Annotated in this window: 17 protein-coding genes; 2 read left to right on the forward strand and 15 right to left on the reverse strand. The window is 73.9% G+C overall.

Features of this window, described 5'->3' with window-relative positions; genetic code table 11:
• Window positions 1-158 precede the first annotated feature (158 nt).
• The 11 genes from AB0H53_RS13210 to AB0H53_RS13260 all read right to left on the reverse strand — a co-directional run bounded on the left by AB0H53_RS13210 (window position 159) and on the right by AB0H53_RS13260 (window position 12,844).
• The gene (locus AB0H53_RS13210) at window positions 159-1,916 is read right to left on the reverse strand and encodes an ABC transporter ATP-binding protein (protein WP_362110928.1); all 1,758 of its coding nucleotides are present in this window, start codon (window positions 1,914-1,916) and stop codon (window positions 159-161) included.
• Window positions 1,913-3,652, reverse strand: coding sequence for an ABC transporter ATP-binding protein (locus tag AB0H53_RS13215; protein ID WP_362110931.1), 1,740 nt, complete (start codon window positions 3,650-3,652; stop codon window positions 1,913-1,915). The genes AB0H53_RS13210 and AB0H53_RS13215 overlap by 4 nt, the downstream gene beginning before the upstream one ends.
• Window positions 3,649-4,764 carry a SagB/ThcOx family dehydrogenase gene (locus AB0H53_RS13220; protein ID WP_362110934.1) on the reverse strand — a complete coding sequence of 372 codons (1,116 nt, stop codon included), beginning with the start codon at window positions 4,762-4,764 and terminating at the stop codon, window positions 3,649-3,651. The genes AB0H53_RS13215 and AB0H53_RS13220 overlap by 4 nt, the downstream gene beginning before the upstream one ends.
• Before the next feature lie 134 nt (window positions 4,765-4,898).
• Window positions 4,899-6,278: a YcaO-like family protein gene (locus AB0H53_RS13225; protein WP_362110937.1), complete on the reverse strand. Its 1,380-nt coding sequence runs from the start codon at window positions 6,276-6,278 to the stop codon at window positions 4,899-4,901.
• Window positions 6,275-7,756, reverse strand: coding sequence for a CocE/NonD family hydrolase (locus tag AB0H53_RS13230; RefSeq protein WP_362110940.1), 1,482 nt, complete (start codon window positions 7,754-7,756; stop codon window positions 6,275-6,277). The genes AB0H53_RS13225 and AB0H53_RS13230 overlap by 4 nt, the downstream gene beginning before the upstream one ends.
• The gene (locus AB0H53_RS13235) at window positions 7,753-8,607 is read right to left on the reverse strand and encodes a hypothetical protein (protein ID WP_362110943.1); all 855 of its coding nucleotides are present in this window, start codon (window positions 8,605-8,607) and stop codon (window positions 7,753-7,755) included. The genes AB0H53_RS13230 and AB0H53_RS13235 overlap by 4 nt, the downstream gene beginning before the upstream one ends.
• Window positions 8,608-8,699: 92 nt before the next feature.
• Window positions 8,700-8,813 (reverse strand): streptamidine family RiPP, encoded by a 114-nt coding sequence (amiA, locus tag AB0H53_RS13240; protein ID WP_256525211.1) that lies wholly within the window; start codon window positions 8,811-8,813, stop codon window positions 8,700-8,702.
• A gap of 58 nt (window positions 8,814-8,871) precedes the next feature.
• The gene (locus AB0H53_RS13245) at window positions 8,872-9,693 is read right to left on the reverse strand and encodes an ABC transporter ATP-binding protein (RefSeq protein ID WP_362110947.1); all 822 of its coding nucleotides are present in this window, start codon (window positions 9,691-9,693) and stop codon (window positions 8,872-8,874) included.
• 18 nt (window positions 9,694-9,711) lie between these two features.
• On the reverse strand, window positions 9,712-10,719 hold the full coding sequence (locus AB0H53_RS13250; RefSeq protein ID WP_362110950.1) for an iron ABC transporter permease: 1,008 nt from the start codon (window positions 10,717-10,719) through the stop codon (window positions 9,712-9,714).
• Window positions 10,716-11,774, reverse strand: coding sequence for an iron ABC transporter permease (locus AB0H53_RS13255; protein WP_362111125.1), 1,059 nt, complete (start codon window positions 11,772-11,774; stop codon window positions 10,716-10,718). Before AB0H53_RS13255 ends, AB0H53_RS13250 begins: the two co-directional genes overlap by 4 nt.
• A 92-nt stretch (window positions 11,775-11,866) precedes the next feature.
• Window positions 11,867-12,844, reverse strand: coding sequence for an ABC transporter substrate-binding protein (locus tag AB0H53_RS13260; RefSeq protein WP_362110953.1), 978 nt, complete (start codon window positions 12,842-12,844; stop codon window positions 11,867-11,869).
• 86 nt (window positions 12,845-12,930) lie between these two features.
• Between AB0H53_RS13260 and AB0H53_RS13265 the strand changes: the two genes are divergently transcribed.
• The gene (locus AB0H53_RS13265) at window positions 12,931-14,130 is read left to right on the forward strand and encodes a hypothetical protein (protein ID WP_362110956.1); all 1,200 of its coding nucleotides are present in this window, start codon (window positions 12,931-12,933) and stop codon (window positions 14,128-14,130) included.
• Window positions 14,131-14,487: 357 nt separating this feature from the next.
• Here the strand turns inward: AB0H53_RS13265 and AB0H53_RS13270 are convergent, their stop codons facing one another.
• The 4 genes from AB0H53_RS13270 to AB0H53_RS13285 all read right to left on the reverse strand — a co-directional run bounded on the left by AB0H53_RS13270 (window position 14,488) and on the right by AB0H53_RS13285 (window position 16,314).
• Complete coding sequence (locus tag AB0H53_RS13270; RefSeq protein WP_362110959.1) at window positions 14,488-15,084, reverse strand: dihydrofolate reductase family protein; 597 nt, start codon at window positions 15,082-15,084, stop codon at window positions 14,488-14,490.
• A 538-nt stretch (window positions 15,085-15,622) separates the two neighbouring features.
• Window positions 15,623-15,733 (reverse strand): hypothetical protein, encoded by a 111-nt coding sequence (locus AB0H53_RS13275; protein WP_362111128.1) that lies wholly within the window; start codon window positions 15,731-15,733, stop codon window positions 15,623-15,625.
• A gap of 136 nt (window positions 15,734-15,869) precedes the next feature.
• Entirely contained in the window at window positions 15,870-16,187 is a 318-nt protein-coding gene (locus AB0H53_RS13280) for a Clp protease N-terminal domain-containing protein (protein WP_362110962.1), read from the reverse strand.
• Complete coding sequence (locus tag AB0H53_RS13285) at window positions 16,072-16,314, reverse strand: hypothetical protein (RefSeq protein ID WP_362110964.1); 243 nt, start codon at window positions 16,312-16,314, stop codon at window positions 16,072-16,074. Before AB0H53_RS13285 ends, AB0H53_RS13280 begins: the two co-directional genes overlap by 116 nt.
• Window positions 16,315-16,724: 410 nt before the next feature.
• On the opposite strand from AB0H53_RS13285, the gene AB0H53_RS13290 reads away from it, so the two are divergent.
• Window positions 16,725-18,248, forward strand: a complete 1,524-nt coding sequence (locus AB0H53_RS13290) for a hypothetical protein (RefSeq protein ID WP_362110967.1) — start codon at window positions 16,725-16,727, stop codon at window positions 18,246-18,248.
• The last annotated feature ends 124 nt before the right edge of the window (window positions 18,249-18,372 follow it).

The following is an 18,372-nucleotide window of genomic DNA, read 5'->3' on the forward strand; positions in this document are numbered from 1 at the left end:
TGAGGCCGCGGCCCGGCCACCTCCCGCGGACCCGGGCGAGGCACCGGGTGCGCGAACGGGTGAACCGGTGGCGCGGCGACACCTTCTGCGGCTTCCGGCGCGACCTGCTCGCCGTACTCGCCGAGCCGACCGGCCCGTCAGCGCCGGGCGGGAGGTCGTCACGGGGCGATGTCGACGAGGCTGCGGTTGAGCGCGCTGTCGGGGCGGCCGGTGAGCTCCTCCCAGGTGCCTTCCTCGGCGACGCGGCCGGCTTCGAGGACGGCGATGCGGTCGGCACGCCGGATGGTGGCGCGCCGGTGGGCGATGATGACGGACGTGCGGCCTTCCTGGTGGAGCGCGGTGGCGAGTTCGGCGTCACTCGCGTTGTCCAGGTGGGCGGTGGACTCGTCCAGGATCAGCACCCTTGGCTGCGCCAGGAGGGCGCGGGCCAGGGCGATGCGGGCTCGCTGACCTCCGGAGAGGGTGGAGCCGCGCTCGCCGACCAGGGTGGCCAGCGGGGCGATCCGGTCGACGCCGCACAGGTGGGCCGTCCCGGCGAGGAGGTCGTCGTCGGCCTCGGGGGCGGCGAGCCTCAGGTTCTCGGCGAGCGTGCCGTGGAAGAGCGGGGTCTCCTGCCCCACCAGCGCGACGGCGCGGCGGAGTTCGGCGTCGTCCACCTCGCGCAGGTCGATGGGGTGACCATCGGCGGGTATCAGCTGAACCCTTCCTTCGGAGGGGTCCCAGAAGCGGGCCAGGAGGTGGGCGCAGGTCGACTTGCCGGCGCCCGAGGCGCCGACCAGGGCGAGTGTCTGCCCTGCGCGGACGGTCAGCTCGACGCCGTCGAGGACGGGACCGGCGCCGTAGTCGAAGCTCACCCGGTGCAACCGGACGCCCAGCGGGCCGGGGGGAAGCGGGCGGGGCGCGGCGGGCGGCGGAGCGAGCGCCGGAGCTTTGACGGCCGCGCCGACGCGGGAGGCGGCGGCGCGCAGGGACACGGCCTGGCTCAGGGACCGGGCCGACTCCGCGACGGGGCCGAGGACGGCCAGGGCGAGCGCCATGGCTGCCGGCGCCCACGCGCCGTGCAGCCGTCCCGAGGCGATCGACTGCGCCGCCGCGGTCACCACGCCGAGCACCGCCACCACGATGAGGAGGTCGCGGACGGCCGCGGTGGCGGCTTCCCACGTGGCCTCGGCGCGCTGGGCGTCGCCCACCTGCCGGCCGCGCTCGGCCAGTCGGCGTCGGCGTCCGGCGAGGGTGCCGCAGGCGAGCAGCTCACGCAGTCCGTCGATGATCTCCACCGTGTCGGCCGACAGTGTGGCGACCGCCGTCCGGGTGCGGGCGCCGCGTACCGCGCGTCCGCGCGCGTCGGCGAAGGGAGCCGCGGCGAGCAGGGCCGCGACCGGCAGCACGGCCGCGAGCAGCCACGGCTCCACCGTGGCGAGGACGGCCGTGCCGCAGGTGAACACCGTGCCCGCCGCCAGGAGCTGGGCGGTGGTGTGGGCGTAGAAGAACTCCAGTGCCTCCACGTCGGCCATCGCGGTGGCGGCGAGGTCCCCGCTGCGCCGGCCGGCGACTCGGGCGGGCGCGCTGCGGGCGAGCCCGTCGAAGACCCGCACGCGCAGCGCGGCGAGGACCCGGTAGGCCAGATCGTGCGAGAGGTCCATCTCGCGCCAGGTCGTCAGGGCTCGTACCAGGACCAGGGCGAGGAGTGCGGTGACGGTGCCGGACGACGGGGCCTTGGTCCCGATGACGGCGGTGCCCACGGTGTGGGCGGCCAGCGTGACCAGCGCGACGAGGGAACCTTGTTCGAGGAGTGCGGCGGCGCAGGTGCGGACCGTCATGGCGCGGTGCCCGGCGAGGGCGGGGAGAAGGGCTCGCAGCGAGCCCCGCTCGGGCAGACCCGTCTCGGCGGTGACGGTGTCGATGGCGTGGCTCATGCGGCGAGTTCTCCTCGGTGGGTACGGCCGGCCGCGACCAGTCGCGCGTAGACGCCGCCGGCCTCGGCCAGGCCGGCGTGATCGCCCGTGGCGTCCACCCGCCCCGCGTCGACGACGACGATGCGATCGGCGTGCCGGACGGCGGCGAGCCGGTGGGCTATCACCAGGACGGTGCGGTTGCCGGCGGCGTTCAGAAGTTCGCGGACGATGTCCTCCTCGCGGCGTTCGTCGACCGAGCTGGTCGCCTCGTCGAGGACGAGCACCGGGGCGTCCGCCAGGAGAGCCCGGGCGAGCGCGAGCCGCTGCCGCTGCCCGCCGGACAGGGTGGCGCCGCGTTCGCCGAGGACGGTGGCGTAGCCGTCGGGGAGGGCGGCGATCTCGTCGTGGATGCCGGCGGCGCGCGCCGCCGCCGTCAGCTCGTCGTCGGTGGCGTCCGGCCGGGCCATGCGCAGGTTGTCGGCGATGCCGGCGTGGAAGAGGTACGTGTCCTGCGACACCACGGCGACGCCCTGCCGCAGCGCGTCCAGGGAGTACTCCGTGGTGGGGCGCCCGTCGAGGGTGATGCGGCCTTCGTTCGGGTCGTGGTGGCGCAGGAGCAGGGCGAGCAGGGTGGACTTGCCCGCGCCGGACGGGCCGACGATGGCGGTGGTGCGTCCCGCCGGTGCGGTGAAGGAGACGCCGTCGAGGGCGGGCGCCGACGCGCCGTCGTAGGCGAACCGGACGTGTTCGAAGCGGATCTCCGGGGGTGTGGGCCAGTTCGCGGGTGCCGTTCCGGTGTCGCGGACCGCGGGTTCAGCGGTGCGCAGGGCCGTGATCCCGTCCGCGGCCGAAACGCCCAGGTATCCGGCGTGCCACTCGCGAGCGAGGTCGCGGACCGGTCGGAAGCATTCGGAGGCCAGCAGCAGTGCAAGGTAGGTGCCGGTCGCCGTGGTGGTTCCGCTGACGGCCGACCAGGAGGCGAGGAGCGCGGCGGCGGTGGTGCCACCCTGGATGGCGAGGTCGGTGATGGCTGTGTCGGCCAGGGAGACGCGGAGTTTGGCGACGGTCGCCCGGTGCAGCGCCGCCGAGCGCCTCTCCAGGCGTGCGCGAGTGCGGTTGACGGCGCCGGCCGCCCGCAGGGCGGGCATGCCTTGGAGGGCTTCCAGGTAGTCGGCGCCGAGTCCTTCGTAGGTGTCCCAGTGTTCCTTGCCGCGGGCGGCGAGGAGCCGATCCCAGGCGCGGGGGCCGCACAGGGCGAGGAGCAGGGCGGGGACGAGACCGAGCAGCACGACCGGTGCGACCACGGCCAGGGCGGCGAGCACCAGTGGCGGCACGGTCAGGGTGATCAGGAGCTGGGGCAGGTAGCGGGAGACGTAGGCGTCGACGCCCTCCACGCCGTCGACGAGGGTGGTGCGGACGGCTCCGGCGCGCGCGGTGGTCAGGTGTGCCGGGCCCAGCCTCCCCAGATGGGCGATGAGTTCGTCCCGCAGCGCCACCCTGACCTCGGCTCCGGCCCGGGTGGCGGTGCGCCGCTGCTGGGTGCTGAGTCCGGCGCGGGCGGCGACGACGGCGAGCACCGCGATCAGCAGCCACAGGAGCTGCCCCGTGTATCCGCGGGCCAGGTCGGCGAGCGTGAGGGCGAGCAAGACCGCCTGTGCCACGTGGGTGAGGGTGACGGCGCCTTGCAGGAGGGTGGCCGTGAGCAGGGCGCGCCGTGCGCGTCGGGCGGCCCGGCGCAGCTCGGGGTGGACGATCATGCGGTGGTCTCCTCTTCGGCTTGGAAGGTGCCCAGGGCCAGCCCGTGGACGATCCAGTCCTGGCCCGGTGGGGCGCCGAGCGCGGCGCCGAGGTCCGCCTGCTGCCAGGAGCCCACGGGCCGGGCGGCGAGTCCGTGGCGGCGGGCCGTGACGTGGGCGAGGTGGACGGCGAATCCGGCCCGCAGGTGGGTGCGGCGGATGAGCGCCGCGTCGGCGTCCGTGGGGCAGCCGCGGGCGAGCAGGACGGCACCCGCGTCCGCGATCCAGGCCTGACCCGCCGCCCAGGCCGCGAGCGTCGGGCGGGCCTCGCCCGCGGCACACCGGCGCAGTGCCGTGCCGTCGGGGGCCAGTTCCAGCAGGCCGGGCCGTGGGGGGCCGACGGCGACGCACCACCGCAGGTCGCCGCCACCCGCCCGTGCGGCGGTGGTGAGGACCGCCCGCAGCTGGTCCGGGCCGGGGGTGCCGGGCAGTGGCGGCGGGGTGCTGCGGCGGGCCAGCAGTTCCGCAGGGGTGGGCGCGCTCGCCGGCGGCTCGGCGCCCCGCGGGGCATCGAACCGGTGCGCCTCGCCGGGCGGGGGAACGCGGACGGCGGCGAGTGGGCTCCGGGCGGCTCCGCCGAGCCGGAGTTCGGGCTCGTGGGCACCCAGCGCCCGGGCCGCGAGGAACAGCGCGGCGGCGGCGTGCCCGGTGTCGAGGAGCAGCAGCGGCCAGGCGCGGTGACCGTAGTGGGAGACCGTACGCCGTGCGGTGACGGACAGTTCGACGGTCACGCCCGGCGGCGTGCGGTCGTGGTACCGGCCGAGGCGGTGGACACGGTGGCGCAGCGGGTCGTAGCCGTAGCGGCCGGGCGGCAGGGAGCAGCCGGCGCCGACGACGAGTTCGGTGTCCACCGGGTGCAGCGCGCCGGCGGAGGGGGCCGGGCGCAGCCGTCCCGAGTCGTCCGAGGCAGCGAGGGAGAGGCGCAGCAGGGCGTGCAGGTCGAGTTCGGCCGGGTCGGCTTCCGGGATCTGCCGCGGCGGTCCGGGCCAGGCCGGGACGGCCGGCCCCGCGGGTGTGTCGGGGCCGGGGTGCCGCGCGGAGCGGGCGCGCCCGAGCGCGACGACGAGGTTCACCGGACCGCTCTCCCCCAGGTGGTCGGTGTCCGCCGGACGGCCGGTACCGGGGTGGCCCGTGCCCCGCGGGCGGTCCCCGGAGCGGTGATCTCCGTCCGCCGGGCGGTCATGGTCGAGATGTTCCACGGAGGACCTCACATGTGCGGCGGAGGCGCCAGTGTGAAGTCCTCGGGTGTGCTCGGCGCGGTCGTGCGCCAGCCCCGCTGGACGGCGGCCCCGGCGAGCCGCGGGCAGCCGAAGTAGCCGAAGGCGGCTGGGGCGTTGGGGAGGAGCCCGGAGACGAGGACCCGGGCGACCCGCAGGGACGTTTCGGCCACGTCTTCGGTGGTCAGGTCGAACGTCATGAGGCGGTGGCCGCCCGCGTGCAGCGCGCTCTCCAGCCGCTCCTGGCTGCCGGGCTCGACCGCGTCGACGGAAACCGTCCCGTGGGCGGGTTCGGTGAACCGCCGCGCTTCGCCGGCCATTCGTTCGTCCAGCCAGACCTGCACGTGCGCGCCCAGGTCCCGCACCTGCTCGAAGTGCTTCCCGCACGCCTCGAGATAGCGGCCGTCGGCGCGGTGCTCCAGGTAGAGGCCGCGGGCGAGCAGACCTGCCTCGACGGCCCGGAAGACCCAGCCGCCGGGGTCCGTCAGGCCCTGCGTGAAGACCCAGGTGTGGACTGCTTCGAGAACCGCCTTGCGGGCGGCCTCGGCCGGGTCGTACTTGCACGCGAACCCGGCGGCGTAGAGGCCGAGTCGGGGGTCGTGGACGAGCGCGGCCACGCACGGGGCGAACTCGGACGGCATCTCCACGAGGTGGACGTCGAGCGCGGATCCGGCCAGGTCGTCCATGAGGCCGGGCACGCTGGCGGGGTCGATGCCGCGGGTCGGTCCGTCGAGGTGCCACCACAGTTCCAGGGCGTCGCGTTCGACGATCTCCAGCAGTCCGCGTTCGACGGCGTCGTCGAAGCCGTCCCCGGTGGCGATGCCGGCGTAGTTGAGGTGGTGGGTGCGGGGCAGCTCGCGCAGGTCGCCCTGGCGCCAGTTGAGGTGGGTGAGGGCGACGGGTGCCCAGACCTCCGTCGTGTCCCCGCCGGGCAGCCGCTCGGTGCCGCGCGTCCACAGGGACGGGGTGTCGGCGGCGAGGCGGCGGTAGGGGAACTTCTCCCGGGCGTACTGCCATGGCGCGTACGCGGGCAGGTCGTCGGGGCCGTAGAGCCGCAGGCCCTTCTCCGCGAGTTCGGCGGCGGTGGCGCGCAGGGGTGCGTCGGCGTGACCGGGCGGGGGCACACGGTTGCCGCAGTACCGTTCTATTCCCTCGGCTATCGCGGCGACGCGGGCTTGCCCGGGGTCGCCGAAGGTGGTGCCGAGGGAGACCCGGTCGGCGGGCCACAGACCGAGCCTGCGGGCGTCGGATATCTCCGCGGTGAACGCGGTGTAGCGGGGCGGGGCGCCCGCGGGGTGTTCGACGGGCTTGACCTCGCGGACGATGCCGCAGACGGGGTCGACGAGTGCTTCCAGCGGCAGCGCCGTCATCGCAGGATCTCCTTGGCGGGGTCGGTGGAGGTGGGGCGGGAGGGGAGGACGTGCAGGGTCAGGGTCACGCTCGCCGGGTCGATCTCCCGCCGGGAAACGAGCAGTTGGCCGGCGGTGACCGGGTCTTCGCCGGTGTGCGGGTTACGGGCGTGGGCCGGGAAGTGGTGTCCGGCGATTTCGAGCCGCAGCCGCGTGCCGGCCCGCAACCGACGCGAGAGCCGGCCGAGATCGACGGTGAACTCGCAGTCCGCCGGTTCTTCGCGTCGCAGGACGCCGACGGCCAGTCGCTCGGCGATCCCGTCGGGTGTGAGGGCGACGAGGCGGGCCGCCCAGTCGGCCGACGGGGTGTCGGTGGTGGCCCGCAGCCGTACCCGCACGGGCCCGACGGCGTCCAGCGGACGTGCGAGCGGTGGCGTGGCCAGCAGGCAGCGGTCGGGGACTCCCCCGGTGGGCACGGTGAGGTCGTCGGAGCGGACGGGACAGGCGGGGTCGGCGGTGAAGCGGGGGCCGTGCAGCAGCCGCAGCCGCTGCGTGCGCGGTTCGCCTTCGGTGCTCGCGGGCAGCCACAGGTCGCCGTCGCCCAGTGCCACCGCGCCGTGGCGGCCGGGGGCGAGGCCACCGGTCAGGGCGCGGCGGGCCCAGCGCGCGTACAGCTCGCCGAGGACCACCCGGTGGGCGGGGCCGGCGCCGGGTCCGGGCGCGGAGGTGAGGCCGTGCCCCCAGGGGCCGAGAAGAAGGCGCGCCGAGGGTCCGCCCCAGGCGCGCCACAGGGCGACGGTGTCCTCGGTGAAGTGGTCGTGGTGGCCGCCGACCGCGAGCAGGGGCATTTCGGCGTGCGCCGCCCGGGACGCGAGTCGGCCGCGATCACGGTGCCGCCACAGGGCCGCCCAGGACGGCAGGTCCCGGCCCAGCCGCTCGGGGAGGCCGGTGAGGGGCAGATGGGTGAGAAGGCCGGGGTCCGCGGCCAGCGCCTTGTCCAGTGCGGCCTCGTCGGAGTCCGGCCGGTCGCCGTGGGCGGCCCACCATCCGGCGCGGGCCAGCAGCCGTTCCGCCCCGGAGGGTTCGCGGGCGGTCTCGGCGGCGCCGAGTGCGGGCACGGCGGCGAGGACGGCGTCCGGCCGGGCCTCCGCCTCCCCGGGCCCTTCGAGGGCGAGGACGAGGGCGCAGTGGGCGGCGTAGGAGGCGCCGACCGCGACGTACCGGCCGTCGCTCCACCGCTGCCGCCGGATCCATCGGGCGGTCACCGCCCCGTCGGCGGCCTCGTTCTCGTACGGGAGCCACCGCCCCGGCGAGGCGAACCGGCCCCGCACGTCCTGGAGGACGGCGGCGAAGCCCCGGCGGGCCCAGCCGCGCGCCTCGGCCAGGTGCCGGGCGCGATCGTAGGGGGTGCGGATGAGGACGGCTGGGAAGGGACCGGCGCCGTCGGGGAGGCGCACGTCCGTGGCGAGTCCTCCGACAACCGCGTGGAAGGACGTCATCCGTCCTTCCTCGGTATCGACGCGGCGGGGGGCACCGGCAGGACGGGGTGCTCGGCGACGCCCAGCGTGCGCAGGTCCACGTGTCGGAGTCGGCGCCGAGCCGGGTGCCCGGCCGTGTCGGGGGCCCCGGTGGCCCACCGGCTGAGATCGTCGGCCAGGAGAGCCGCGATGAGCGCGGCGGCGGAAACGGTGAGCCGGACCGGTGCGCCCGATGTACGAGGACCGCTCCAGTAGGCGGCCAGTTCGCGGTGGGCGGGGGTGGCCGCGAGCCGGCGGGCCCGGACGTGGGCGGCGGTGACGTCGCCGGGGGTGGCGGCGAGGGGTTCGACGTACGCCTGCCAGCCCTCGCGGTGGCAGCGCAGCCAGGCGACCCCGTACTCGGGCAGCCGGTCGGCGGCCTCCCACAGCCCGTCGGGTACTGGTCCGTCGAGGCACCACACGACGGCGGCGGGGTCTCCTTCGAGCAGGTCCTCGATCTCCGGCGCGGAGGCGCCCGGCGCGGTCACGGCGTGTGCCGTCCGGGGCTCGGCGCCCGCGGCGGCCAGGTGTGCGGCCAGCGGCCCGGTCAGGGCCGGGGCGCCGAGGAGACGGATACGGCGCCGGTCGGCCGGCCAGCGCGGGGGCTCGGGCTCGCCCGCCAGGTAACCGGCCGCCTCGAAGGCCGCGACGACACGGCGCAGTTCCTGGTCCGGCGGGGCGGCGTCGGCCCCGGACAGCACGGAGAGCAGGGCGCTGCCGTCCGCGTCCGGTGTGCTGACGCTGAGGAACTCTCCGTCGGTCGTACGGACGGCGAGACCCCGCCCGGGCACGGCGACGACTTCGACACCGGGTGCGAGCCGGTTGCGGGACACGGTGATCCTCCTGGCGGAAGGGGCTGGTGTGAGCGTGGGCCCGCCCGGAAGGCAACGGGCGGGCCCACGGTCGAGGGTGGTGAGGCCCTCGCTTACTCCTCGGTGTCCTCGAAGGGGTTCTCCACGAGGGCGTTGGAGTGGGTGGCCGAGGCGTGAGCCAGCTGGCCCGGGTCGGCGATCGGGGTGAAGATCTGCTCGTTGTCCATGAACTCTCCTTGTTCGTAAGGGAGATGAGGCGTTCGGATGAGCGCCACAACCCGAACACTAATGGAACTGATTTTCATTTTCTAGTGCGGGAAGAGGGTGATCTGGGTAACACACCGGCCAGCCGCCTTCGGGATCCGCACCGACACGGCCGGCCACCTTCAGCACGTCCGCCAGCAAGCCCGGCGTGACGACCTCCCTCGGCGTTCCGTCGGCCACCACGCGGCCTTCGCGCAGGGCGACGATGCGTTCGGCGAACCGGGCGGCGTGCGCCAGGTCGTGCAACACCATCACCACCGTGAGTCCGCGCTCCTCGCGCAGGCGGACCACCGTCTGCAGCACATCGAGCTGGTGGTGCAGGTCCAGGTAGGTGGTCGGCTCGTCGAGCAGCAGGACGCGGGTGTCCTGGGCGAGCGCCATCGCCAGCCGTACCCGCTGCCGCTCACCCCCGGACAGCGCGTCGACGTCCCGGTCGGCCCACTGCTCCACCCCGACATCGCGCAGCGCCCGGAGCACCACGGGGTCGTCGCCCTCGCGCAGCATGCCGAGCGGGCCACGTGCCGCGTACCGGCCCTGCCGCACCAGGTGCCGGACCGTCATCCCCGGTACCGCCGGCGCCGCCTGGTGAAGCACCGCCACCCTGGCCGCGGTGGCACGCCGGGAGAGCGCGGCGAGGTCGTCCCCGCCCAGCAGCACCCGCCCCCGGTCCGGCCTCAGCAGCCCGGCGACCACCCGCAGCAGGGTCGACTTGCCGCATCCGTTCAGGCCGATGAGCGCGGTCAGCTCGCCCGGCCGCACGGTCAGGTCGACGCCCCGCAGCACGGGTTGTGCGGGGTAGCCGAAGTGGACCCCCTCGACGTGTATCCCCATGGAGTCGGTCATGCTCTGTCCTCCGTCGATTCAGAACGTACGGCCCGGTGCGCGGCGCACGACGACCAGCAGCAGGGCGGCGCCCAGGCACGCGGTGAGCGCTCCGACCGGAAGCGTGAGCCGGCCTGCGTCCAGCAGCTCGGCCAACAGCCGCGAGGACAGCTGCGCCGCCGCATCCGCCCCGCACACCACCACCGCTCCCAGCAGAGCCGCGCCGGGGAGACCCACCCGCAGGTCCGCGCCGAAGACGGCCACGGCCAGATGCGGGACGAGCAGCCCCACGAAACCCAGCGCTCCGACGGCGGCCACCGCACCCGCCGTCAACGCCACCGAGCACAACAGGGCCAGGGCTCGGGAGCGCCGGACGGACAGGCCGGCGGCCAGCGCGATGTCGTCACCGCAGCGAAGCAGGGTCAGCGGCCCGGCCATCAGCCAGGCGGCGACCCCCCAGACCAGGGCCCACGGCCACAGCAGGTGCCAGTGGTCCCAGACCCGGCCTTCGGTGGTGCCGACGAGCCACTGCACGACGCTGCCGAGTTCACCCGGCTCCACGAGCAGCACCATCGCGGTGAGTCCGCCCAGCACCGCCGACACCAGCACTCCGTGCACGGCGGTCCGGGCCGGATCACCACCGCCACGGCCGACGAGCAGCCACAGCAGCAGCGCCCCGGCGCATCCGCCCGTGCACGCGGCGAGCACCACGGCCAGCGGCGAGTCCCACCCGGCCAGGCCCAGGGCCGTCGCCGTGACGGCCCCCAGGACCGCCCCCGGGGTCACACCCGTCACTTCGGGCCCCGCGAGGGGGTTGCGCAACGCGGCCTGCAGCATCAGCCCCGCGACGGCGAGTGACGCGCCCGCGCCCAGGGCCACCAGCATTCTGGGCAGCCTCAGTTGCAGCAGGATGTGGCGCTCCGTCATATCGCCACCGCCACCCAGAACGTCCCAGACCGCGCCGGGGGACATGCCGCGTCCGGCCACCAGTTCCACCCCCGCGCACACGACGGCCAGCGCCACGAGGGTCGCGAAACGCCGGCTCACCACGCCTTCTCCCGTCCGGTCCTCTCCACGGGGTGGGGGGAGGCGACGCGGGCGCCGGGCTCGTCGTGACGCACCGGCCCGCGCGCCGAACCAGCGGACCCGCGCCCGCCGCTCCGGCCACCACGGCCCGACCGCATCAGGGCGACTCCGGCCGGGACCCCCAGCAGGGCCGTCCAGGCACCGGCCGGGGTCTCCACGGGCGCCAGCGCCAGCCGGGCGGGGACATCGGCGACCGTCACCACGACGGCACCCCACGCGGCGGACCAGGGAAGCCAGCGCACGGCTCCCGAGGTCGGGTTGAACCGCCGCGCCAGGTGCGGTGCGAGGAACCCCACCCACGCGACGGGCCCGCACACGGCCGTGACGGGCGCGATCAGCACGACGGCAATGGCGAGCGCTGCCAGCCGGGCCCGCTGGGCGCGCACGCCCAGCGCTTCGGCGTCCTCGTCGCCCAGCCGCATGACCGAGAGCACCGGCGCGCAGGCCACGAGGGCGGGGACCGCGACGAGCAGCCACGGCCACAGCCCGGTGACGTCATCCCAGGTCCGGGCGGAGAGGGACCCCAGCAAGTAGCGGTAGATGAGCTGGAGGTCGAGCTGGTCCGCCATGACCATCAGGACGAGCAGCGCGGCCTGCAGGGCGGCCGCGACCGCGGCGCCGGTCAGGAGCACCGCCGACGGGCTGCGCCCGAGCCCGGCGGCGAGCATGGTCAGCCCCCCGCCGAGCGCGGCCCCGCCGAGGGCCAGCAGGGGCTGGACCGCGGCGGGCAGCGACACGGCCAGTACCAGCGGCGCCGCCACGCCCAGCGCCGCCCCGGAGGAGACACCCAGCATTTCCGGCACCGCCAGCGGATTGCGGAGCGCTTCCTGGAGCACGAGCCCCGCCGCGCCCAGGCAGGCTCCGGCGATCAGCCCCAGCGCCAGTCGTGGGAGCCGGAGTTCGGTGACGACGATCCCGGCGAGCGTGGTGTCCCCTTCCAGCACGGCTCCGGCGAGCCGGTGCGGTGGGACGTAGGGGGTGCCGAGACACAGCGCGCAGGCCGACGCGGCGATCAGCACCCCGAGCACCAGGAGGGGTTGCCACCTCCGTCCCCATGGCGAGAGCCGCCGGGCCCCGCCCGCCGGGTCGTCCACCGCGGTGGGCGCCCTCACCGCAGCGCGGCCGTGGCCTCGTCGAGGACGATGCCCATCGAACGGGTACCGCGCCCCTTGGCCCACACCTCAGAGTCCACCTCGTGGACGTCGCCGTTCCTGACTGCCGGGATCTTGCTCCAGAGTGGGTTCTTCGCCAGCTTCTCCGACAGCTTGCCGTCCGCGCCGCCGAAGCTCATGGTCTCGACGAACAGGACGTCGACCCCCTGGGCCAGGATCTCTTCGAGGCTGTAGCTGCCGTCCACTCCGCGGGACTTCCACGGGTACGCGGAGATCCGGGGGAACAGGCTGGCGGTCACATCCCCCTCCGGCGTCGCGACGCCGAAGTTCTCGTCACTGCCGTAGATGATGAGGGCGGTCTTGTCGCTCGGGGCGTTCTCTGCCTTCGCGAGCTTGCTCCGGAAGGCCCGTTCGGCCTTCTCCCCCTGGGCGGTTCGGCCGGTGAGGGCCGCGGTGTCGCGCAGGTAGCCGACGCTGTCCTGCCAGGTCTCGGGCTGCATGGCCCAGAAGGTGGTGGCGCCCTTCAGCGCGGGGGCGAGCTTGCCGTGGGTGTCCCCCAGGCCGATGACGAGGTCCGGCTTGTGGGCGAGGATCGCCTCCACCTCCGGGGCGATGAATCCGCCCGGGACAACGCCGACCTTCTTCGCCTTGTCCTCCCCGAGGAAGCCGGGGTGGGCGAGCAGTGCGCCATTGGTGGCCGTCGGGACGATGTCGAGTTCGGTCAGGATGTCGTCACAGAGCGCGAACAGGCAGACGATCCGCTCCGGCACCTTCTCCAGGGAGACCTTGGTCCCGTTCACGTCGGTCAGCTCCGTGGTCGCCCTGATGGGTTCGACCGTGACCTCCGTCTGCCCGGCCGGCCTCGCCTTGCCACTCGGGGGCTCGCCCGAGGGTGAGCCACAGCCGACCAGGACGGAACCCACCACCGCTGCGGTGAGCCAACTACGGACGAACTTCGACGGTGCGCGCAGCATCGATGCCCTCGCTTCTTCTTGGGGGACCTGGAACGCACCGAAGATACATGATAATCGTTTTCACTAGTCAGACCGCTGGAGGACCCATGACCGCTACCGCATCCGCGCTCCTCGTCTCCGACCACGTGGACGGGTCCGTGTACGTGGCGAGCGTGCCGGACGGCACTGTCACAGAACGCCTCACCGGGCGCCATCTCTCGGAGCACGCCGGGTTCTTGGCCCTGCCGGAAGGGCGAGTGGCCTGTGTCGACGACCGCCGGGGGGAACTGCTGGTGCTCGACCCGTTCGGCGACGAGCTCGTGGAACGCGCGGTCCCTGTCGCCGTGCCGGCCGAGCACCTGGCCTGCGATCCGTCCGGTCGCCGACTGGCCGTCACGACCGGTCTGGGCGAGAACGGCACGCCCTGGTCGGACCTCTTGACAGTCGTCGACCTGGCCACCGGAGAGGTCGCTCGCGTACGCACACGCGTCGGCGAACCGGGTGTGACGGTACTGGGCGGTGGCGATCCGCTCGTCGTCCTGCGGCACAGGGAGCCGGGCGCGCTGGCGGTCCACAGGTTCGCCGATCTCCTCACGGCTCCGCCCGGCTGCCCCGTGGTCACGCCTCACGCGCTCCTGCCGCTGCCGGACGACGGGCACGGTGACGCGCAGGACGCCGGTGCCGAGCGGGTGTTCGCGGCGACGGGTGAGGGGGTTCACTCAGCCCGCAGGAAAGGTGACGCGCTCGTGGCCGAGGGCGTGATCCCCTGGGAGTCGCCCGCCCGCGGCTGGTACCTCCGTCTCGACACCCGTCGGCGGGCGCTGTGGACCACGCTGCGCGGTGGCGATCCCGACCCGCTCCGGTGGCCGGACTGGACCAACCAGGTCTGGCGGCACGACCTGGAGACCGGCCGCACGCTCCTCACCGAGCTCGGTGCCGGTCTGGTCTTCCGGCTGGCCCTCGCCCGGAACCACACCGCCTTCACCCGCGTCCACCCCGACGGCGACGAACTGGTGCTCCTGGGCGCCGACGACACCCTCCGCCGTGTCCCGCTCCCCGCCATGGCAGGCGCGCCGCAGCGAGGCGGTACCCCCTGGGAGGGTGTGGAACGCCGGGCCGTAGCAGCCTCGCCGGGCTCCGACTGGGTAGCCGTCACCCGCGGCGGCCACGGTGAAGTACACCTGGTGGACGCCGGGACGGGACAGGAGGTGAACCGTCTGCGATTGCGCACGCCGCTGCACCACGGCGGCCACGTCATGCTGCTCAGCCGGAACGACGGCGCTGACGGCGATCTCGTGGGCCGTTGACAGGGCGCGCCAGCGGGGGTGCGCCGGCGGCCCGTACGCCGCAGGAAGGCAGCCGGTCGGCGATCCCGGCCGTCCACGGCCGACTGCGGGGTTCGTGAAGCCGTGGGGCGGCGGTCCGTCCCGCCCACTACTGCTCCACGGCGTCGGTGTCCCCAGGTCGGCCGGCGTAGCGGCGCCGGCGGACGAGCTGGTGCCGGTGACCTTCGGCGGTGCGCGTGCGGAACAGCCGCCTCCCTGACCGCGGGTGGGTGACATGGAGGCCCCCGGCGGCTCCGGGCCGCGGCCACGGCGGCGCTTGCGTGACGCTCCGCGCCTGACCGCGCCCGGTCCCGCACGAGTGCCGCCCGCCTGGAGCGCTCAGCTGCTGACGCGCGTGTAGGTGAGGAACACCGCGCCGCCCTTGAGGACGGTGTGGTCGGCGAGTGTCCAGGTGCGCGGGTCGAAGGCGGCCTTGCGGGAGAACAGGGGGATCCCGTCGCCGATGGTCAGGGGTCCGACCTTGAGGATCAGGGTGTCGATCTCGGTGTACAGGGAGCCCGCCAGCTCGGCGCCGCCGAGTAGCCAGATGTCCTTGCCGTCCTGCTGCTTGAGCTCCCGCACGGTCGCCACCGGGTCGTCGGCGACCAGTTCGACGGTCGGGTCCGGGCTCTCGGTCAGGGTCCGGGAGAACACCAGGTGACGCAGGTGGGGGTAGGCGTCGGTGATCCCGGCGGCAAGACCGATCTCGTAGCTCCGCCTGCCCTCCAGCACCGTGTCGAAGTGTGTGCCCTCCGCCGTGACGGACAGTGCCTGCCGGGCATGGACGGGCAGCGTCTCCGGGTACTCGGCCACGAGGTGCTGAAGGTAGTCCTCCGGTATGGGCCAGAAGCCGTTCGGACCGGTGGGGTCCGCGCCGTCCGGGCCCGCGATGAAGCCATCGAGAGTGGTGGCGATGTAGTGGACGAGTTTGCGCATGTCGGGGTCCTTTCGTCGGTCACACGGTCGCGGTGCGGCTCGGGGCCGCCGGACGGCATGCCGGGGCGCGAGGCCGTGGAGTGATCATGGCATCCGACCGACGACACAAGCAGCGTGTGTTCGGATCTCGTGCACATTCGCCCGCCCGCCGGAACGCAACTGCCGCTCGGACCAGCCGTCGAACGCTGTCGCGTGAAGTGAACAGGGCCAAGCGCGGCCGCTGCGGTCAGCGGCAGCCGGGCGGCACCGTCTCGCGCATGCCTCGGCGGCGGCGGAACCGGGCCGGGGTGCGCCGCGAGGGCGCGCTCCACAGCGGTGACGAGGCCGGACGCGGCGGGCCCCGCACACCCGGGCCGCCGAGGGCGCGGCCCGGGAGCGACCGGAGCGGCGGGGGCGGCACGGGCGCGACGGACGGCCGGGGCGGCCCGGGCGCCTCTGGAGGCGGCCGGGGCAGCGCAAGGGTGCAGTGTTCCGGGATTGGCCCGGGGCGCCGCCCGGCTTCACCGGCCGGGCGGCGCCCGTATACGCGCGACCGTCGCTACCAGGCGTCCCCGGCCACCCGGGCCAATACCGCCTCGCGCAGGCCGCCGGGGTCCACTTCCAGGGCCGCCAGCACATCGAGCCCGCGACCTTCTCCCGCGGCCAGCATGCCGAGCAGGATGTGTTCAGTGCCGAATGTCTCCTGGCCCAGGGCGCGCGCCTCACTCAGGGTGTGTTCGAGCGCCTTCTTGGCATCCGGGGTGTAGGCGGGCCTCGGGTAATGGAAGGCGCCGGGGCCGAAGTTGTCATTGGCCTGGCGCTGGATCTCCTCGACGTCGATGCCGATGGACGACAGGGCGCAACACGTCCCCGGCCGTGCTCCGGTCGGTGCCGACCAGGCCGAGCAGCAGGTGTTCCGTACCGATGAAGTCATGGCCGAGGGCGATCGCCTCGTCCTGGGACAGCACCACGGCGTGCCTCGCACGGTCGGTGAATAATTCAAACACTCTACTTCTCCTTGCCTTCGGCTCTGCGTCTGCTCGCGTGCTTCTCGTGCACCGACTGCCGGCTGACGTCCAGCGACGTGGCGATGCTCTGCCACGACCAGCCCTGGTCGCGGGCATTGTCGACGTGGACCCGTTCGAGTTCTTCCAGGAGACGGCGCAGGGCGACGACGGCCCGCAGCCCTACCGCCGGGTCCTTGTTGGTGACCTGTCCGGCCAGCGAGGTCGGTGTGTCCTCAGCCCCCATGTACGTCAGGCTGCCCTGACAACCGACGCATGTCAAGAAAACCTGACAGAGGTCGAGAAGCGTGTGGTCGGCCTCACCGAACCCCAACAGCACCAGACCCCGGGGCCACGCCCGGGACGGGTACCGCCTCGTTTCTGCCGCCGCACCCGTCGTTCATTACGGCGCACCAAGAACGCTTTCGGTTCCCGGTCACAGGTCCGCGCATTTCCCGCCGCCGGGAGATGTATCAGCCATTCACCAGCGGCTCGGCATGGCCACCCCACCACTTGGACACGCTTCGCCACGACACATTGACGTTGAGTGACACAGGGGGTCGGGGTGGGCCGTGCGCCCGGACCCGGCGTCCCCCAACGCCCCTGATGCTCCTCATCGAGTGATGCCTGATTGCCGGACGAGCCAGGAGTACCGATATGACCGCTTCCACATCCGAACGCGCCGCCTCCACGCCGGTGCAGTTCCCAATCGTCGAACCGTTCACGGGCACCAGCACGGCCAACCCGCACTGGAAGCTCGCGGGCAGTGCCCGGCTGGACGGCAGTCTGGAACTGACGCCCGCCACCAACAACCAGTCGGGGACCGCCTTCCTGGACCAGCCGTTCTCGTCGAAGCTCGGCGTCACCATCGACTTCGACTACTCCTGCGAGGGAGCCGGCACCGTCGGGGACGGCTTCAGCGTCTACCTGATCGACGGGGAGCAGACCACAGGCCCCGGCGGCACGGGCGGCGCTCTGGGCTACTCGTGCACGAAGTCGGCACCGAACACCGTCGTCGCGCCCGGCGTCACGGCCGGGTACGTGGGCGTCGGCTTCGACAACTACGGGAACTTCGCCTCGCCTCTCGCCGGTTCCGGCGGCCCGGGCAGCCAGTCGAACACCGTCGGGGTACGCGGCTCCGGCAGCGGGGAAGAGGGATTCCACTGGCTCACCGGCACCCCGGTCCCCGGCGGCTTCCGCGGATCTTGGGAGGCGGGCGCCCATGTCCAGGTGTCCGTCATCGGCGGCCGGCTCACCGTACGGCACGCCGACAAGAACAACCCCAACGGCACCCTGGTGATCGACGACTTCGACCTCGCCGGCGCCTCGGGCCAGACCCGCATGCCCGACACGTTCAAGCTGGGCTTCGCGGCGGGAACGGGCAGTGCCACCGCCACGCACCGGATCAGGAACCTCACGGTGGCCCTGCCGGTGAACATGCCGCTGGAAATGACCGGCCCCCGGACGGCCGAGTCGGGCCACCAGGTCTCCTACGACATCGGCGTGCGGAACCTGGGCCCCAACGACGCACCGGACGCCGTGGTGGAGGCCACCGTCCCACCCGAGCTGATCGATCCGTCGCTGATCCTCCAGGGCCAGAACGACACCGCCCCCGCCACGCGCTCCCCAGCACAGGGGCTGAGCCTGCCGGTCGACCTGCCGAGCGGAGGCGAGGCGACCGCCCGGCTCACCGGCACCATCGACTCGCGGTTCGAAGGCCGCCTGACGTGCACGAGCCGGATCACATCGCCGACCCGCGCCAACACCGCCGAACACCACTCCGGCTCCGTGGACACCGACGTCGAACTGCCCCGGGTCGGCATCGAGTACGTGCAGCACCCCGGCTGGGGTCAGGGCGACCCGCAGGACGCGCGAGGCTGGGTCATCAGCTATGACCTCACCCTGGCCGCCAACCAGAACCGGGTACACGCGTGGGAGGTGTCCTTCGACGTGCAGGGCGCCGTGGGCGAGACGCGCGTCAACCCGACACAGACCTACTGGTTCACCGTCACCAGGAACGGCCTCGACGGAACCGTGCTCCTCACCTCCCCTCGCGAGGGGCACAGCATCGACCCCGGCACACCCCTCACCTTCCGCGTGCAGATCCTCTACCGCTCCCAGTCCGACGCCGCAGACGGCACACTGCACAACCTCCGCGCCACCGAGGTGACCGGGTCCTGACACGAGGACCCGAAACCGCCCCGGGAAGCCCCGCCACCGCCCTACCGGTGAGCGGGGCTTCCCCCTGTCCGTACCGCCCGCGACACACCCGTGAGGTGTCCACCATTGCGGCGGCACCGACCGC

This window comes from Streptomyces sp. NPDC050856, assembly GCF_040653855.1.
GTDB lineage: Bacteria > Actinomycetota > Actinomycetes > Streptomycetales > Streptomycetaceae > Streptomyces.

Coding starts and splice junctions, on each gene's coding strand:
- AB0H53_RS13210 (WP_362110928.1), bottom strand. CDS start 1,916: ATGAGCCACGCCATCGACACCGTCACCGCCGAGACGGGTCTGCCCGAG.
- AB0H53_RS13215 (WP_362110931.1), bottom strand. CDS start 3,652: ATGATCGTCCACCCCGAGCTGCGCCGGGCCGCCCGACGCGCACGGCGC.
- AB0H53_RS13225 (WP_362110937.1), bottom strand. CDS start 6,278: ATGACGGCGCTGCCGCTGGAAGCACTCGTCGACCCCGTCTGCGGCATC.
- AB0H53_RS13230 (WP_362110940.1), bottom strand. CDS start 7,756: ATGACGTCCTTCCACGCGGTTGTCGGAGGACTCGCCACGGACGTGCGC.
- amiA (WP_256525211.1), bottom strand. CDS start 8,813: ATGGACAACGAGCAGATCTTCACCCCGATCGCCGACCCGGGCCAGCTG.
- AB0H53_RS13245 (WP_362110947.1), bottom strand. CDS start 9,693: ATGACCGACTCCATGGGGATACACGTCGAGGGGGTCCACTTCGGCTAC.
- AB0H53_RS13260 (WP_362110953.1), bottom strand. CDS start 12,844: ATGCTGCGCGCACCGTCGAAGTTCGTCCGTAGTTGGCTCACCGCAGCG.
- AB0H53_RS13265 (WP_362110956.1), top strand. CDS start 12,931: ATGACCGCTACCGCATCCGCGCTCCTCGTCTCCGACCACGTGGACGGG.
- AB0H53_RS13270 (WP_362110959.1), bottom strand. CDS start 15,084: ATGCGCAAACTCGTCCACTACATCGCCACCACTCTCGATGGCTTCATC.
- AB0H53_RS13275 (WP_362111128.1), bottom strand. CDS start 15,733: ATGCTGGCCGCGGGAGAAGGTCGCGGGCTCGATGTGCTGGCGGCCCTG.
- AB0H53_RS13280 (WP_362110962.1), bottom strand. CDS start 16,187: ATGCCCGCGACCAGGGCTGGTCGTGGCAGAGCATCGCCACGTCGCTGG.
- AB0H53_RS13285 (WP_362110964.1), bottom strand. CDS start 16,314: ATGGGGGCTGAGGACACACCGACCTCGCTGGCCGGACAGGTCACCAAC.
- AB0H53_RS13290 (WP_362110967.1), top strand. CDS start 16,725: ATGACCGCTTCCACATCCGAACGCGCCGCCTCCACGCCGGTGCAGTTC.